This is a genomic window from Mycolicibacterium smegmatis (assembly GCF_001457595.1).
Classification (GTDB): Bacteria; Actinomycetota; Actinomycetes; order Mycobacteriales; family Mycobacteriaceae; genus Mycobacterium; species Mycobacterium smegmatis.
Window position 1 is genome coordinate 1,407,289 of record NZ_LN831039.1, and the last position, 16,784, is coordinate 1,424,072.

A 16,784-nucleotide genomic window follows, 5' to 3' on the forward strand; every position below is an offset into this window, starting at 1 on the left:
ACGCTGGCATACCGACATGGACAACAAGGCGTATCAGGACAGCGGCGGACGCTCTTTGGAGAAGTATCCGCGGCCCTCGGTTGCCGTCGACGCCGCGGTACTCACCGTCGATCCCGAGACGGGCCTAACTGTGCTACAGGTCCGTCGGGCCGGGGGGCCCGGCTGGGCGCTACCCGGCACCTTCTTGCATCAGGGGGAGACCCTGGCTGAAGCGGTCAACCGGGCCCTCTCGACCAAGGCGAACGTACAGGGCCTGCGGCCCCGCCAGCTCCACGTGTTCGATGACCCACACCGCGACAACCGCGGGTGGGTGCTGTCGGTGGCACACGTCGCCGTCGTCCCACCCGATCAGCTGGTCGACCGCTTTCCCCAGTCCACCCGGCTGATGCCGGTGCACACTCCGGGGCGACTCATCTATGACCACGCCGACATCATCGCGCTGGCCGTGGCCGACGTACGGGCCCGCTACGACTCGAGCCCCGATCCGGATCATCTACTCGGCGATGAGTTCACGCTGCGCGACCTGCGGCTGATCCACGAAGCGGTTGCGGGACATGCCCTTCAGCGAGACACCTTCCGGCGTGCGATGGAACCGCACCTCATCTCGACCGGCGACACTGTGTCTCGCGGTAGAGGACGGCCGGCAGAGTTGTTTCGTCGCCGTAACGACGAATGATGTGACCCGAAGCTGAGTCATTGTGAATCCTACTGTCGGATAAGCTGGTTGCCTATGCGCCGGGCGATGTGGGCTCAGTCCGGAGGTACTCCGCTCGAACACGTGACCTGTCGCGTCCACCATAACCGAGCATCACTCTGCGGTCACGTAATGCCCAGGATCGATCGTGGTCTCGCCCGACCAGCGGTAGGCGGTCAGCTTCCCGCCTTTCACGGCGCTGAAGTCCACGCACGCCGTGTAATTGGTCCAATCGTGTCGGTGCTTGGGCGATCCTTGCCGCCAGTAGTGGCCGTAGAACACCGGGACTTGCGCGGTGTAGACGTATGACTGATCTCCGCCGGAGAGCTCCAACTCGGGCAGCGGCGGGTACGGTTCACCGGTCGCGGTGGTGAACTTGCCGCCCATCTCCGCGATATCGCGCAGCGTACGCGCCTCGCCATTCCACCACTGCACCCGGGCACTGCCGCGCGGATGGCCGTCCTTGTCGTGGTACTCTGGTTGTCCGCGGTCGACCAGGCTGATCTCCGGCCCTTTCAGGAGCGTCTCGACAGCGTCGTACAACTCGTCACCTTTGGTGCTGGCGGCCGCCAGGTGCCGCAGTTCGGCGAACGGGGCGCTCGAACCGCAGCGGTTCTCGACCAGCTTGATCGAGTCGTCATGCCAGCACGCTGCACGACGCGCACCTCTCCGAGATCCAGCCACAGCGGAATCGTCCGCGAACCACTCCAAATATCGGCGGCGGTCGTCACGGCGAACCTGCTCGAGAAAAGCGGCATGCTGTTTGGTGTTCTTGGCCGCCCGTCGATCATCCGGATCATCGTGTGGCCGCAGGTATTTCCCGCTGCCCTCCGGCCATTCGGCGGCATAGGCCAGCGCGTTGAACTCGTGGTTACCCATGACGATGCGGGCGGTACCTGCATCGACCATCGCCTTGACGACCTCCAGCACGCGGAGTTGCTCGTCTCCCCGGTCGATTAGGTCACCGACGAAGATGGCCTGACGCTCGGGTGGCGGTACGCCGCGGATCCGCGGCCGGTCCTGTAACCGAGTTTGTTCAGCAGCGCCTCGAGCTGTGTGGCGCGGCCGTGTACGTCTCCGATGACGTCGTAACCGTCTGGGGTTCGTTCATCGACCTCCTGTCCTCTTGCTCGGTCAAGTGCGACGGCATTACCGGCTGCCTCGGATGTTGGTGGGAATCGACCGAATGCTGACGCCACTAACGCGACCACCGGGGGACTCCGACCCAGTCGTCACGTCCGAGGTAGCGCATCAACTCGGCGCCGTCCTCGCCGTAGATCCCACGGTGGTCACCGTCGAGTACCCAACGGTGCTGCTGGTCGGCACGCGCAGCGATCTCGGCGGCGCGGCGTTGCCGCGCGGCTTCCACGGACTGATAGTGGCGGACACATGCCGCGATGATCCAGAACGTCAGGACAAGACCGAGCGCCGCCAAGATCCACCAGATGTATTTGATGATCAACCCGATGAGAAACAGCACACCGATGGCGCCTATCAGTCCACCACCGGATTGACTCTGTTGACGGCTCACGCAGACCACCACCTTCGATACTTCGCATGATGCCACGAGGTACCGACAAGTCCTGATCGGAGCCGACGAGATTGAGCAAAAAATGGACGTTCGACTGACAGCGTGTGGGCGTCGACTTCTGGGAGCCTGTTGTGGCTCCACGCTGCGGTGGTCGAGTGCAGAAGGACTACGTCGAGGGCTATGTCGCAATACAATTCAAAATCGCAAACCGCTCCCCGCCGCGTGATCCCGCATGGTTATATGTGCTAGCTATTTGTCGTGAAGTCGTGGGGGCAGCAAAGTGACTGATGGAGAACTCGTCCGTGAACGCGTACCGGAGATGCTTCACGGGGCGGGCCGGTCTGTTGAAGCACGTCGGTTATCGGGCGGGGACCTCGCGCGGGCGCTGGTCAACAAGCTGAGCGAGGAAGCGGACCAACTCACGCAGGTGGTCGACGATCGCGAGCAGCTGATCACTGGTATCGCTGAAGTCACCGACATGCTGAGGACCCTGGCCGAATGCCAACACATCGATCAGGTCGAGATCGACGCAGAGATTCGCCGCACCGTGGCGGAACTTGGTGGATTTGACTCGGGCACATGGCTGGTCAGCGAGATCCCGCACATCGTGCGGCGGTACACCTCCGCTCACGTCGAGCGCCAGCGCAACCGATGGATTCCCGAGCGTTGGGCAGGTGTATTCGCCGGCCACGAACAGGCTCACGCCGATCTGCGCGAGCACGTTGAAGAAGCCGGCGGTATTGCGCGCAGCTTCCTGCATGCCCAAGCCGGACGCGACCCCGTCGATCTTTTCCTGATGACCATGGCGTGGGGTTACCAGCCGAAGGACTACGGGCCGCAGCGCACCGCCGCCGTACTGGGCCAGGACGGGGCCGTGGAGAAGATCAATGCCATCGTGGAGGCCACCCGGACGGACGGGGCGGCCGCTGGATGGAGCGCACTGCTGGACAGCCACAAGATCCGCGGACTGGGCATGTCGTTCGGGACGAAGCTGCTTTACTACGCGGGCTACACGTGCCACCAAGAGCAGCGGCCGTTGGTACTCGACGAACGCGTACGAGCTGCGCTGGCCATCGTCGCGCCCGGGACGGTGCCAGCGCGTGGTTGGGTACGTAGGGACGACTATCTGCGGTACCTGGATCTCGCGGAGACGTGGGCGGCCAACCCGGCGTGGAATCAGGCACCGGACGTCGTGGAGTACGCGCTGTTTTCTCATGGCGGTGTACAGAAATGATTCGCCGGAAATGTTGCGGTGCAGGTGATCGAGGGTGCCATGTCGGATGAGCGTCTGAAGAACTTCGTGTTGTCGCTGGCTGACCGCGATGACACGTTGAGCGAAGAGGCGAAGCTCGTCGTGCTCGCCGCGCTGGAAGGCGCCGACGACCTCACGGAGGTGTTGGATCAGTCGGCGACCCGTCCCGATTTGATCGAATCGCTGACCACCACCCACGAGGACACAACCGAACCTGTCGGGGCGTATCTGCGCTCGATCACCGTGCAGGGATTTCGGGGAATCGGGCCCGAGGTCACGCTCAACTTCCAACCCGGACCAGGCCTGACCGTCGTCGCCGGGCGGAACGGGTCCGGTAAGTCGACACTTGCGGAAGGTCTCGAGCTCGCACTCACCGGCAAGAACTCGCGCTGGGGTGACAAGCCGGGTGTGTGGTCGCAAAGCTGGCGGAACCTGCACGCCGGAGAACCGGCGCAGCTCCGTGTGGTGCTGGCCGAAGAAGGCTCGGGCGCAACCATAATCGGAGTGGACTGGCCCGCCGGTGACGACATCGACGTCGATAATTGCTCGTGCTGGGTGCAGCGGCCCAAACGCAAGCGGGAAGACGTCAGCGCGCTGGGGTGGTCCGGCGCGCTGGAGATGTACCGGCCGCTGCTGAGCTACGACGAACTGGGCGGCATCCTCGAAGGCGCACCTAGCAAGTTCTACGACCAGCTGCACAAGTTGCTCGGACTGGAGCAACTCACCGAGGCCATGACGCGGCTGGAAGCCGAGGTCAAGGTGCTCAAGCAGCCGTCGGAGGAAGGGCGGAAGGCGCGTGCCGCGCTGCGGGTCAAGTTGGAGTCGCATGAGGACCCACGTGCCGCGAAGGCGCTGACCCAGGTCAAGAAGCGCCGGCCCGACCTCGACGCGCTCCGGCCGTTGGTCACCGGCGGAACGGGGGCCGATGTGCCGACAGCTTGGCTACAGGCGGAGGGATTATCGATACCGACCGACGACGAGGTGGCGTTGGCGTGCGAAGTGCTTCGAGCGGCCGCCGGCGCGGAGCTGCAGGAGGCCGAACGCGCTGACGCTCTAGCCGCGGATCGGAGCCGGGTGTTGTCGATGAGCCTGGATTTCCATGCGGCCCATGGGGATCAGAAGTGTCCGGTCTGCGGGGAAGGGTATCTCACCGCGGAGTGGGCAACAGCAGCGCGCGAGCTGTTGGAGCAAGACCAACGGGTGGTCAAGGCGCTGGCGGAGGCTCGGCAGGCTGCCGCCGAGGCGCGCGCCGGAGTCTTGAGCCTTGTGGAGTCAGTCGATGCGCCACCTGCCGATGGGGACGGTGAGCTCACCACCCTGTTGGCTGCGCAGGCAGCCTTCGAGCAGTTCACCGTGGTCCCAGTTGACGGACAGCGTGCACTTGCCGACCACGTCGAGCACAAACTGCCCGTCCTACGTGATGCCTACACCGCCCTGCAACAGGAGGCCGCTGAGCTCATCAAGGCGCGACAAGACGCGTGGAGCCCGGTGGCCCTCGAGCTGGCGGCCTGGATGCGGAAGGTGGAACAGGCCAACGAGATCGAGCCGCAACTCTCGGTCGCTTCGGAGGCGTTGAAGTGGTTGCAGGACAACGCCGCCGAACTGAGAGATCAGCGCATCGCACCTCTCGCTGAACAGTCCCGCCAGATTTGGGCGGCACTGCGACAGGAAAGCAACGTCGAACTCGGTGCGATCCAGTTGGTGGGCCAGAAGACCAGCCGTCGGGTACTACTCAAAGCTGAAGTCGACGGATCCGACACCGAAGCGTTTGGCGTCATGAGCCAAGGCGAACTACAGGCATTGGCACTGGCGATCTTCATTCCGAGGGCAACATCGCCGGCGAGCCCCTTCCGGTTCCTGGTGCTCGACGACCCCATTCAGGCGATGGACCCGTCGAAGATCGACGGACTGCTGCACGTGCTGACGCAACTTGCTGAAACTCGCCAGGTTGTCGTGTTCACCCACGACGACCGACTGCCCGCCGCCATCCGCCGGTCGCGGCTGCCGGCGCGTGTGGTCGAGGTGGTTCGTGGCATGAACTCCGTTGTCAGCGTGGCAGAAGCCAGCCGGCCGGCGATGAGAATGCTCGACGACGCGTTCGCCATCGCGGCCGACGACGCAGTCCCAGACGCAATCAAACGAGTGGCGGTGCCAGTGCTCTGCCGTGACGCGTTGGAATCGACGGCGTGGGATGTGTTCAGCACCCGCCGTCTGGGGCAGGGGCATTCGCATGCTGACGTTGAACAACTCTGGGAGACTGCGCGGTTGACCAAGCGGCGTCTTGGGTTGGCGGTGGATCCAGATAACGAGACTGCTCTGGATCGATGGCTTTCCGGAGGGTCAGCCCGGCGGCATGCGCTGAAGGTGGCGGCGTCTGGTGCCCACAGCGATGTGGTGAACTACCGCGATGCCGTGCACGCGACACGACTCGCGGTCGGTGACCTCATGAAGCTCTCATCATGACCGACCGGTTGGCGCTATTGGATTTCGCCGATCAAGTGCTCGACGGCACCGTCAACCTCGGCGTGCGCGGTCCTCGTACAGCGGCACTGCTGGCACGTCGCGCGTTCGAAGACTGGCTCGAAGAAGTTAGCCGCTCATGGGCGGCGCACGTAGAGTCTGATCGCCCACCAACCACCAGCTCGAAGTTGGTGGTGCTGGGAGCCCTTCGCGGCGAAGAACTCGGCGAGACGGCTAAACGGATATGGCACGGCCTGAGCCACGCCGTGCACCACCATGCGTATGAGCTTCAGCCGTCGGTGGCCGAGGTGCGGAGTTTGGTGAGCCAGGTGAGAGCTGTCTGTAACTGAGTAAGGGTTGCCGATATCGGCCTTGGTCGTGAGGCGAAGTTGATGTCCATCTGTCGGCGGTAGTGCCTACCCTCTGATCGTGGATTACGAGGCGATCACCGCATTGCGTGACCGGCACCCGGCGTGAGGAATTGTCAATACCTGATCCGCCCCGGCGTGTCTGGAGAGTTCTTCCGTTGGGAAGGATGGGCACGTGGGATCGAAGTCATCGAGGCGGTATCCAGACGAGCTGAAGGTGCGGGCGGTGCAGATGGTGGCCGATCTGCGCAGCGAGACAGTTTCGGAGTGGGAGGCGATGGGCCGGGTTGCTGACCTGCTGGGCGTCGGTACTGCCGAAACGGTGCGCAAATGGGTCCGCCAGGCTGAGATCGACGCCGGCTCTCGGGCGGGGCAGACCAGCGAGGAATCCGAGGTCCTGCGCAAGCTGCGCCGGGAGAATGCCGAACTCAAGCGGGCCAACGCGATCTTGAAGGCGGCCTCGGTTTTCTTCGCCGCCGAGCTCGACCGGCCCTCTCAGTAGTCGTGGAGTTCATCAGCGCCCACCAGCACATGCGGGTGGGCGTTGATGGTCTCAAGTGGGGTGTCGAGTCGATGTGCGCTGTGCTTTCCGAGTACGGCGTCACGATCGCCCCGTCGACGTATTACGCCCACCGCGCCCGTCAGGGCCCCTCGAAAGCCGACTGGGCCGATGCGCAGGTGATCGATGCGATCTGGCAGCTTCGCCAATCGCAGAGTCTGTACCGAGTCCTGGGCGCTCGTAAGACATGGATTGTATTGCGCACCAATGGTATCGACGTATCGCGCTGTGTCGTGGAACGGGTCATGCGGGAGATGGGTTGGCGGGGTGCGTGCAAGCGCCGGCGGGTGCGCACCACCGTCGCCGATCCGGCAGCGACGCGAGCCCCGGATCGGGTCCGGCGTAATTTCGTCGCCGGTGCGCCTGACCGATTGTGGGTGGCCGATTTCACCTACTGCCGGACTCGTGCCGGCTGGGCCTACACGGCGTTCGTCACCGATGTCTATGCCCGCAAGATCGTGGGTTGGAAGGTGGCTACCGAGATGACCCAGAAGCTGGTGACCGATGCGATCGACCACGCTATCGACACCAGAAAGCGTTCGGGTGCAGCATCTTTGGATTCACTTATCCACCACAGCGACGCGGGCTCGCAATACACCGCGGTCGCGTTCACCGAACGTCTGGCCGCTGAGGGGATCCTGCCTTCAGTCGGATCCGTCGGGGATAGTTTCGATAATGCTCTGGCCGAATCGGTGAACAGCAGCTACAAGACCGAACTCATCGACCGCCAGCCGCTCTATCCCGGTGCCACCGAACTGGCGCTGGGGACCGCCGAATGGGTGGCCTTCTACAACCGTCAGCGACCCAACGGCTACTGCCAGGACCTGACCCCCGATCGGGCCGAAGCGCTCTACTACCACCGCCAACGGCACCCTCATGCCGAGGAGGCACTCAGATAAGAGAACCTCCCGACATGCCGGGGCGGATCAAGGTGAACTCCCGCAACAAAGTACCAACAGTTGACGGTGCATACACACCGCCAAAGAGTGTCTTCATGCCACCGGCGCGAACCAAGTCGAGGTCATCGATGCTGTCCGCGCCGACACACATGCCGGCGATCACCGTGGTCAGCTTCGGGGACGGATTCGCCGAGCCGGATTTGATCTTCGGTGCCGGAATGGAAATCTTGTCGGCCAACAACTTCGGTAGTCCGGTCTGGGCCGCCAACGTCATCACCGGCACCAGCCCGGCGCACGACACGAGATGGGCATCATCGAAGACCGCCGACGACACGGCGAACCTATGGGACACTTGCACCGGAAGTGCCTTTCTGACCGTGGGCTGATCGAAGTGTGGTAACTCCAATCATCCCAGCTCAAAGGGCACTTTCCTTATATCAACACCCTCCGACCAGGCGATTCATCGGTGGATCGAGGCTTAGCCTGAATCCGTGGAGCGGCCCTCCTTGAGGTGTCCGTGTGTGGTTTCTGCTGCGTTCGGTGTTGCGGGCATGCGGTAGTTGCTGGTCTGCCCAGCTTTTCCTGTGTGCTCCGGTTGGGCCTGTTCGGCGCGTTGGTCAGGTCGTTGCCGGTAGCGGTGGGCTGTATCCGATGGTGTTGCGCCACAACGTGAGCCAGTGCTCTGTCCAGGGCCAGTGCTCGGGGAGGTGCAGGATCGGTCGACGCTGGGGTCGGGCCAGACGGGCGGGAATGTTGACGATCTTGCGGCGCAGCGTCGCGCCGCGGGCAACCACGTGGGCACCTCCTGCGAGCACGCCGGCGGCGCGCAGCAGGTTGTGCGCGATCGCCGCGCACAACACCCACGCACTGTTGGCACCGAACTGTCCTGAGGGCATGTGGGCCAGGGGTCCGTCGATCAGATCGGCGAAGACGGTTTCGATGATCGCGTGCTGGCGGTGGGTGATGTCAGCCTCGGCGGTCGGCAAGTCTGTGTTGGTGAAGAACGGGTGATACCGCCACACCGGGAACAGCGCGTCCCGAAATCTCGCGTCTTTGACTCGCCGCACCACCAACCGCGCGGTGAACCGATCTTTGGTAGAGGCGAAGGCGGTGTAGCTGACCTCGGCGACCTCGGCATCAGAAATCCAGTCACCGGTGTCGGGATCACGCACTGCACCGGGATAGTTGACCGGCTCCCAGGCCTGCTCGTCGATCGAACTGATGGCCCGATCAACCGCGGTATTGCGGGTCATCACCACCGAGAAGTGCGCATTGTGGGCTCGGCAGGCGCCCACCACCGACCGGGTGCCGTAGGACGAATCGCCACGCACCAGCAGTTGCCCGCGCACGCCGGCGGCGCGGGCGGTGGCGATGGCTTGGGCGACCATGCGGCCCGCACCCTTCCCGGAACTGGTCTTACCGGCGCGCAGCCGCATCCCGGCGATCACCGGCGCCGCTCCGGGGGTGCTGATCGTCGTCGCCAACGGGGAGAGCCCTTTACGCAGAACCTGCTTACCAGCGATCTTGGTATGCCCGTAGGAGGCACCCTGTTTGGCGTGGCCATAGACCGGGCGCAGCAGTGAGTCGATGTCGATGAACGCCCCCGTGTCGGATCCGGGCAGCAGGTCCACCCGCGCACAGAGTGCGGCCAGATGATGACGCAGGACCGACTCCAACTGCCGGGCGTGTCCGAAGGTGAACTCCCGCAACAGTGTTCCGATCGTCGATGGTGCATAGACCCCATCGAAGAGCGTCTTCATCCCGCCGCCACGCACGAGGTCGAGGTCATCAATGCTGTCGGCGCCGGCGCACATTCCGGCGACCACGGTGAGCAGCTTCGGCGACGGGTTGGCCGACCCGGACTTGATCCGTGGTTCGCTGATACGAACCTTGTCGGCCAGCAACTGTGACAGCCCGGTCTGGGTGGCCAGCGTCATTACCGGCACCAGACCGGCGCACGACACGAGATGGGCATCATCGAAGACCGCCGACGACGCAGCGAACCTATGGGACACTTTCACCGGAAGTGCCTTTCGAAGTTGTGCCGATAAGTGCCTAGAGAACACTCATCATCACAGCTCAGAAGGCACTTTCCTCGTCACGACACCCTGCGACCAGCCAATTCATCGGTGGATCGAGGCTTAGGCAGCACCCCTTAGCCTCGATCCGTGGATCGACCCTGTTGAGGTTGTTTGGGGCTGATTTTTGTCGTGCGCCCAGGTCGTGGGCAGCCTGTAGCCGCTGGTCTGCCCAGCTTTTCCTGTGATGTTCGGGTCGGGGCCTGTGGGTCCGGTGGTCAGTGGGTCGCAGCAGTTGGCGGGCTGTAGCCGATTGTGTTGCGCCACAATGTGAGCCACTGCTGGGCCCACGGCCAATGCGAGGGTAGATGCAGGATGGGTCGGCGTTGGGGCCGAGCCAGTCGAGCCGGGATGTTGACGATCTTGCGGCGCAGTGTGGCTCCGCGCGCGAGGGCATGGGCACCGCCGGCGAGCACCCGGCGGCGCGCAGCAGGTTGTGGGCGATCGCCGCGCACAGGACCCAGGCCGAGTTCGCGCCGAACCGCCCGGAGGGCATATGCGCCAACGGTCCGTCGATCAGGTCGGCGAACACGGTTTCGATGATGGCGTGGCGGCGGTGGGTGATGTCAGCGGCGTCGACGGGTTCGTCGGAATCGGTGAAGAAGGGGTGATACCGCCACACCGGAAACAGCGCATCGAGGTATCGGGCGTCTTTGACCCGGCGCACGATCAACCGAGCGGTGACCGGGGTGTTGGTGGAACTGAAAGCGGTGTAGGTGGTTTCGGCGACTTCGGCATCGGAGATCCAGGCGCCGGTGTCGGGGTCGCGCACTGCGCCGGGGTAGTTGACCGGGGTCCAGGCGTTATCGCTGATGGCCTCGATGGCCGCAGCGACGGCGCGGGTCTTGGTCAGCACCAGCGAGAAGTGGGCGCCGGCGCGGCGGCAGGCGGCCACCACGGTGCTGTTGCCGTAGGCCGAGTCTCCGCGCACCAGGATCTGCCCGTTGACACCGGCGGCGCGGGCGGTGGTGACTGCTTGGGCGATCATCCGGGCTGCGCCCTTGCCGGAGTTGGTCTTGCCCGCCCGCAGCCGGGCTCCGGTGATCATCGGGGCACCCGTGGTGGTGCTGATGGTGGTGATCAGCGGCGAGAGGCCTTTGCGCAGGATCTGCTTGCCGGCGATCTTGGTGTGTCCGTAGGAGGCTCCTTGTTTGGCGTGGCCGTAGACCGGGCGCAGCAGTGAATCGATGTCGACGAACGCTTGGGTATCGGCGCCGGGTAGCAACGCGACGCGCTCGCAGAGCCCGCCCAGATGCTCACGCAGCACTGCTTCCAGTTGGCGTGCGTGTCCGAAGGTGAACTCCCGCAACAGTGTTCCGATGGTCGAGGGCGCGTACACGCCGCCAAAGAGGGCTTTCATTCCACCGGAGCGCACGAGGTCGAGGTCGTCGATGCTGTCGGCGCCGGCGCACATTCCGGCGACCACGGTGAGCAGCTTCGGTGACGGATTGGCCGAGCCGGACTTGATCCGCGGTTCAACGATTTCGACCTTGTCCGCGATCAGGTCCGATAGCCCGGTCTGGCTGGCCAGGGTCATCACCGGCACCAGGCCGGCGCACGACACCAGATGCTCATCATCGAACACTGCAGACGCAGCCATGAAGTTGTGCGACACTTTCACCGGAAGTGCCTTTCGAAGTTGTGCCGATAAGTGCGTAAGGAACACTCATCATCGCAGCTCAGAAGGCACTTTCCTTATATCGACACCCGCCTATCCAGGCTTTCCATCGGTGGATCGAGGCTTAGCTCGCCGCTGGGGGTCAGTAGCACGTTGATATCGGTGGGCCCGGAGATGGGATATTCGTCGTCGCGGCCGGTTCTCGCGGTCTGGATGGCTTTGGCGGTGAAGATTTGGAGGTGGATAACGCCGGGGCCCAGGTTCAGTTGCTGTTCTGGGGGCGGAGTACCGATGTAGGCACCGACCGCCAGGATTCCGGTGGCGAGCAATGATCAATACCTGTGGATGAGCCTCGGTGTGGGGGCGTGAAGATGGGCGCACCTTCCCGGGGATGATCTTCACGGAATCAGGTATTCGATCAAGACCGGCGTTGGCGCGCTGGTTGGGAAGGTACGCCCATGCTCACCGTAGTTCACGACACCGAGGACGCCAACGACAAGGCCAGCGGTGCTGGTCGGTCGTTGTTGGATGAGATCGTCCGCGACGGGGCCCGGCAGATGCTGGCCGCGGCGTTGCAGGCCGAGGTCGCCGCCTACGTGGCGCAGTTCGCCGATCAACTCGACGAGAACGGTCACCGGTTGGTGGTGCGAAACGGCTATCACCAGCCCCGGGAGGTGCTGACCGCCGCCGGCGCGGTGCAGGTGAAAGCGCCGCGGGTCAACGACCGCCGTGTCGACCCCGACACCGGTGAACGCAAGCGGTTCTCCTCGGCGATCCTGCCGGCCTGGGCGCGCAAGTCGCCGCAGATGAGCGAGGTACTGCCGCTGCTGTACCTGCACGGCCTGTCGAGCAACGATTTCACCCCTGCCCTCGAGCAGTTCCTCGGCTCCGGCGCTGGGCTGTCGGCCAGCACGATCACCCGGCTCACGGCGCAGTGGCAAGACGAGGCCCGCGCGTTTGGGGCCCGCGACCTCTCGGCCACTGATTACGTGTATCTGTGGGTCGACGGCATTCACCTCAAGGTGCGGCTGGACCAGGAAAAGCTCTGTCTGCTGGTGATGCTGGGCGTGCGTGCTGATGGCCGCAAGGAGCTCGTGGCGATCACCGACGGCTACCGCGAGTCGGCCGAGTCGTGGGCCGATCTGTTGCGCGACTGCAAGCGCCGCGGCATGACCGCCCCCGTACTCGCGATCGGCGATGGCGCGCTCGGGTTCTGGAAAGCAGTCCGCGAGGTTTTCCCGGCCACCAAAGAGCAGCGGTGCTGGTTTCATAAGCAGGCCAATGTTCTTGCTGCACTGCCGAAATCAGCGCACCCGTCGGCGCTGGCGGCGATCAAGGAGATCTACAACGCCGAGGATATCGACAAGGCCCAGATCGCGGTCAAGGCCTTCGAGGCCGACTTCGGCGCGAAGTATCCCAAGGCGGTCGCTAAGATCACCGACGACCTCGATGTGCTGCTGGAATTCTACAAGTATCCGGCCGAACATTGGATTCATCTGCGAACGACGAATCCGATCGAATCCACCTTTGCCACAGTGCGTTTGAGGACCAAGGTCACCAAGGGGCCCGGATCACGAGCGGCCGGACTAGCGATGGCCTACAAGCTCATCGACGCCGCCGCGGCCCGCTGGCGTGCCGTCAACGCCCCACACCTGGTCGCCCTGGTCCGCGCCGGCGCGGTCTTCCATAAAGGCAGACTGCTCGAACGACCCACCGACATCACCCCGCCAACATCGCCCTCAGACGGCGGTCAGCACGCCGGAACGGAGGTCGCCTGAAACACCCCGATCCACAGGTATTGACAATTCCTCTTCCGGTGGTCAGCTCCAGGTTTCCGTCGAAGACTCGTTCCCCAAGCCCTGTGGGGTCGGTCCCGCGGTAGACCCGTACGTGGACTAACCGCTCAGCATCGTCGGATTCGTCTTCGCTCAATGTGTAGACATCGATGGCATGGTCTGTTGACCAGCACCAGATAGTGGTTTTAGCGCCGTCTGGGACACCCGCTTGATCCTCGGTATCGAGATCCTCGATGCTCACGGTGCTGCCCCACGGGAATACGTGAACATCAAGGAGCAGCTCGTTGTCACTCACAGATCCAGCACCGCCTCATCTCGATGGGTTGGTTGCTTGGCCAGTCTCACGAGACGGCCCGTCTGGCGCAAATGGCCCGGCTTACCAGCGCAACTCGATGACTGCATGTCGCTTATTTACCGGAGGGTTTTTTGTGGTTTTTCTTGCTTTTCTTGTTCTTCTTTTTGTCGTTTTTCCTATTGTCGGACTTCTTCGATGACTGCGCCTTAGATCCCGAGTTACGACCTTGACCGCCGGCCTGATTGTTCTCACGGGCGGGTCTGCTGCACGAACAGGTGACATCTGAGTTGGCTTGTCCAGCGTGGGCAGGCTGGAAGGATGTCCCCATGGCAAGGCCCTATCCCCGTGAGTTCTGATCCACCCCGGCATGTCGGGAGGTTCTCTTATCTGAGTGCCTCCTCGGCATGAGGGTGCCGTTGGCGATGGTAGTAGAGCGCTTCGGCCCGATCGGGGGTCAGGTCCTGGCAGTAGCCGTTGGGTCGCTGACGGTTGTAGAAGGCCACCCATTCGGCGGTCCCCAGCGCCAGTTCGGTGGCACCGGGATAGAGCGGCTGGCGGTCGATGAGTTCGGTCTTGTAGCTGCTGTTCACCGATTCGGCCAGAGCATTATCGAAACTATCCCCGACGGATCCGACTGAAGGCAGGATCCCCTCAGCGGCCAGACGTTCGGTGAACGCGACCGCGGTGTATTGCGAGCCCGCGTCGCTGTGGTGGATAAGTGAATCCAAAGATGCTGCACCCGAACGCTTTCTGGTGTCGATAGCGTGGTCGATCGCATCGGTCACCAGCTTCTGGGTCATCTCGGTAGCCACCTTCCAACCCACGATCTTGCGGGCATAGACATCGGTGACGAACGCCGTGTAGGCCCAGCCGGCACGAGTCCGGCAGTAGGTGAAATCGGCCACCCACAATCGGTCAGGCGCACCGGCGACGAAATTACGCCGGACCCGATCCGGGGCTCGCGTCGCTGCCGGATCGGCGACGGTGGTGCGCACCCGCCGGCGCTTGCACGCACCCCGCCAACCCATCTCCCGCATGACCCGTTCCACGACACAGCGCGATACGTCGATACCATTGGTGCGCAATACAATCCATGTCTTACGAGCGCCCAGGACTCGGTACAGACTCTGCGATTGGCGAAGCTGCCAGATCGCATCGATCACCTGCGCATCGGCCCAGTCGGCTTTCGAGGGGCCCTGACGGGCGCGGTGGGCGTAATACGTCGACGGGGCGATCGTGACGCCGTACTCGGAAAGCACAGCGCACATCGACTCGACACCCCACTTGAGACCATCAACGCCCACCCGCATGTGCTGGTGGGCGCTGATGAACTCCACGACTACTGAGAGGGCCGGTCGAGCTCGGCGGCGAAGAAAACCGAGGCCGCCTTCAAGATCGCGTTGGCCCGCTTGAGTTCGGCATTCTCCCGGCGCAGCTTGCGCAGGACCTCGGATTCCTCGCTGGTCTGCCCCGCCCGAGAGCCGGCGTCGATCTCAGCCTGGCGGACCCATTTGCGCACCGTTTCGGCAGTACCGACGCCCAGCAGGTCAGCAACCCGGCCCATCGCCTCCCACTCCGAAACTGTCTCGCTGCGCAGATCGGCCACCATCTGCACCGCCCGCACCTTCAGCTCGTCTGGATACCGCCTCGATGACTTCGATCCCACGTGCCCATCCTTCCCAACGGAAGAACTCTCCAGACACGCCGGGGCGGATCATTCCGCGACGACGTCGTGCGCGTGGCCCGCAACCGCGAAGACGGTGTGACGATCGAGCAGATCGCCACCGATTTCGGTGTGCACCCGATGACGCTGCACAAATGGCTTCGCCAGGCCGACATCGACGAGGGCACCAAGCCCGGTAGAACCACCAGCGAGTCCGGTGAGCTGCGTGAGGCCCGGCGTCGGATCAAGCTGCTCGAGCTGGAGAACGAGGTGCTGCGCCGGGCCGCGGCGTATCTGTCACAGGCCAACCTGCCGGGAAAAGGCTCTACCCGCTCGTGAAAGAGCTCGCCGCCGACGGGATCCCCGTCGCGGTGACGTGCCGGGTACTCAAGCTCGCCCGCCAACCGTATTACCGCTGGCTGGCCGCCCCAGTCACCGACGCCGACCTCGTTGAGGCCTACCGCGCCAACGCCCTGTTCGACGCTCACCACGAGGACCCCGAGTTCGGGTACCGCTACCTGGCCGAAGAGGCCCGCGACGCCGGCGAACCGATGGCCGAGCGCACCGCGTGGCGCATCTGCTCGCACAATCGCCTGTGGAGCGTGTTCGGCAAGCGCAAACGCGGCAAGAACGGCAAGCCCGGCCCACCAGCCCACGACGATCTCGTCGAACGTGACTTCACCGCTGAGGCGCCGAATCAGCTGTGGCTGGCCGATATTACCGAACACCGCACCGGCGAGGGCAAGCTCTACCTCTGCGCCATCAAAGACGTGTTCTCCAACCGCATCGTCGGCTACAGCATCGACTCCCGGATGAAGTCCCGACTGGCCACCCGTGCACTGCACAGCGCGGTAGCCCGACGCGGAGATGTCGCCGGGTGCATTCTGCATTCGGATCGTGGATCTCAGTTCAGGTCAAGGAGATTCGTACACGCGCTGCACCATCACGACATGGTCGGCTCCATGGGGCGCGTCGGCGCGGCCGGCGACAACGCAGCCATGGAGAGCTTCTTCAGCCTGCTGCAGAAGAACGTCTTGGACCGCCGCCGTTGGCGCACCCGAGAAGAGCTGCGGATCGCGATCGTCATCTGGATCGAACGGACCTACCATCGCCGCCGGCGCCAGGCCGGCCTCGACCGGTTGACCCCCATCGAGTTCGAAGCCATCATGACCACACCGGCCAGTCAGGCCGCGTGACCGAAACTGTCACCTGTTCGTGCAGCAGACCCAACGCACGCAGCTGGCCGAGATCGCCCTGCAGGCCGCTCTGGACCACATTGCCGAACAGAAGGCGCTGCCAACCGCGCCACGCGAAAGAGCCCGCTGATGGATGAGTCGATCTATCGCAACCTTGATTCCCAACATCGGATCCTGGACGAGATCGAACGCAGCCTTGACGCGGCACTTGCCGACGATGAAAGCCCTGCACTGCCGGCGGTGACGTTCGATCCGGCAATGACGTACAGCGAGCTCACCGATGCCAACGACGCCCTCCGTCTCAGCACGGGTGGGAGGACGTCGATCTGTACTCCGCCCTGACGCCAGCACAACAGGAGCGCTACGAAAGCTGGC

12 protein-coding genes and 3 pseudogenes are annotated in these 16,784 nt (G+C 63.8%); 8 read left to right on the forward strand and 7 right to left on the reverse strand.

The genetic code is table 11. The features are described 5' to 3' along the window. Positions 1-16: 16 nt before the first annotated feature. Entirely contained in the window at positions 17-676 is a 660-nt protein-coding gene (locus AT701_RS06500) for an NUDIX hydrolase (RefSeq protein ID WP_058125473.1), read from the forward strand. 132 nt (positions 677-808) lie between these two features. Here the strand turns inward: AT701_RS06500 and AT701_RS06505 are convergent. Together AT701_RS06505 and AT701_RS06510 are read right to left on the reverse strand one after the other, a co-directional pair. Beyond that, positions 809-1,776, reverse strand: a pseudogene (locus AT701_RS06505) (metallophosphoesterase). A gap of 116 nt (positions 1,777-1,892) precedes the next feature. Continuing rightward, the gene (locus AT701_RS06510) at positions 1,893-2,225 is read right to left on the reverse strand and encodes a hypothetical protein (RefSeq protein WP_223495404.1); all 333 of its coding nucleotides are present in this window, start codon (positions 2,223-2,225) and stop codon (positions 1,893-1,895) included. 280 nt (positions 2,226-2,505) lie between these two features. Between AT701_RS06510 and AT701_RS06515 the strand changes: the two genes are divergently transcribed. The 4 genes from AT701_RS06515 (at position 2,506) to AT701_RS06535 (ending at position 7,763) form a co-directional block, all read left to right on the forward strand. After that, positions 2,506-3,459: an 8-oxoguanine DNA glycosylase OGG fold protein gene (locus AT701_RS06515; RefSeq protein WP_157892527.1), complete on the forward strand. Its 954-nt coding sequence runs from the start codon at positions 2,506-2,508 to the stop codon at positions 3,457-3,459. An 18-nt stretch (positions 3,460-3,477) separates the two neighbouring features. After that, positions 3,478-5,940 carry an AAA family ATPase gene (locus AT701_RS06520; RefSeq protein ID WP_223495406.1) on the forward strand — a complete coding sequence of 821 codons (2,463 nt, stop codon included), beginning with the start codon at positions 3,478-3,480 and terminating at the stop codon, positions 5,938-5,940. After that, positions 5,937-6,287, forward strand: coding sequence for a hypothetical protein (locus tag AT701_RS06525; RefSeq protein WP_058125475.1), 351 nt, complete (start codon positions 5,937-5,939; stop codon positions 6,285-6,287). Before AT701_RS06520 ends, AT701_RS06525 begins: the two co-directional genes overlap by 4 nt. 250 nt (positions 6,288-6,537) lie before the next feature. Next, positions 6,538-7,763 (forward strand): IS3 family transposase gene (locus AT701_RS06535; protein WP_085976171.1). Its coding sequence is split into 2 segments (ribosomal slippage): positions 6,538-6,769 and positions 6,769-7,763, totalling 1,227 coding nucleotides; the frame shifts between segments, so codons are not numbered across the junction. Positions 7,764-7,794: 31 nt separating this feature from the next. Here the strand turns inward: AT701_RS06535 and AT701_RS34665 are convergent. The 4 genes and pseudogenes from AT701_RS34665 to AT701_RS06555 all read right to left on the reverse strand — a co-directional run. Continuing rightward, positions 7,795-8,121 (reverse strand): annotated as a pseudogene (locus AT701_RS34665) (IS1380 family transposase); the annotation flags it as partial. 259 nt (positions 8,122-8,380) lie between these two features. Beyond that, positions 8,381-9,784, reverse strand: coding sequence for an IS1380 family transposase (locus AT701_RS06545; RefSeq protein WP_058124898.1), 1,404 nt, complete (start codon positions 9,782-9,784; stop codon positions 8,381-8,383). Positions 9,785-10,059: 275 nt separating this feature from the next. Beyond that, positions 10,060-11,462, reverse strand: a pseudogene (locus AT701_RS06550) (IS1380-like element ISMsm10 family transposase). A gap of 74 nt (positions 11,463-11,536) precedes the next feature. After that, a complete protein-coding gene (locus AT701_RS06555; RefSeq protein ID WP_058125477.1) occupies positions 11,537-11,788 on the reverse strand; it encodes a hypothetical protein in 252 nt (83 codons plus the stop codon). Between the two features lie 129 nt (positions 11,789-11,917). On the opposite strand from AT701_RS06555, the gene AT701_RS06560 reads away from it, so the two are divergent. Further along, positions 11,918-13,237, forward strand: a complete 1,320-nt coding sequence (locus AT701_RS06560) for an IS256 family transposase (RefSeq protein WP_011727856.1) — start codon at positions 11,918-11,920, stop codon at positions 13,235-13,237. A 696-nt stretch (positions 13,238-13,933) separates the two neighbouring features. On the opposite strand, the gene AT701_RS06565 is transcribed toward AT701_RS06560, so the two are convergent. Continuing rightward, positions 13,934-15,159, reverse strand: a protein-coding gene (locus tag AT701_RS06565) for an IS3 family transposase (RefSeq protein ID WP_085976171.1) whose coding sequence is annotated in 2 segments (ribosomal slippage) — positions 13,934-14,928 and positions 14,928-15,159 — 1,227 coding nt in all. Because the reading frame shifts where the segments join, the coding sequence is not laid out codon by codon here. Between the two features lie 63 nt (positions 15,160-15,222). Here AT701_RS06565 and AT701_RS06580 point away from each other — a divergent pair. Then, a protein-coding gene (locus AT701_RS06580; protein WP_430929662.1) for an IS3 family transposase occupies positions 15,223-16,409 on the forward strand; the annotation gives its coding sequence in 2 pieces (ribosomal slippage) (positions 15,223-15,528 and positions 15,531-16,409; 1,185 coding nt in all). A gap of 129 nt (positions 16,410-16,538) precedes the next feature. After that, entirely contained in the window at positions 16,539-16,751 is a 213-nt protein-coding gene (locus AT701_RS06585; protein ID WP_058125479.1) for a hypothetical protein, read from the forward strand. Positions 16,752-16,784 lie beyond the last annotated feature (33 nt).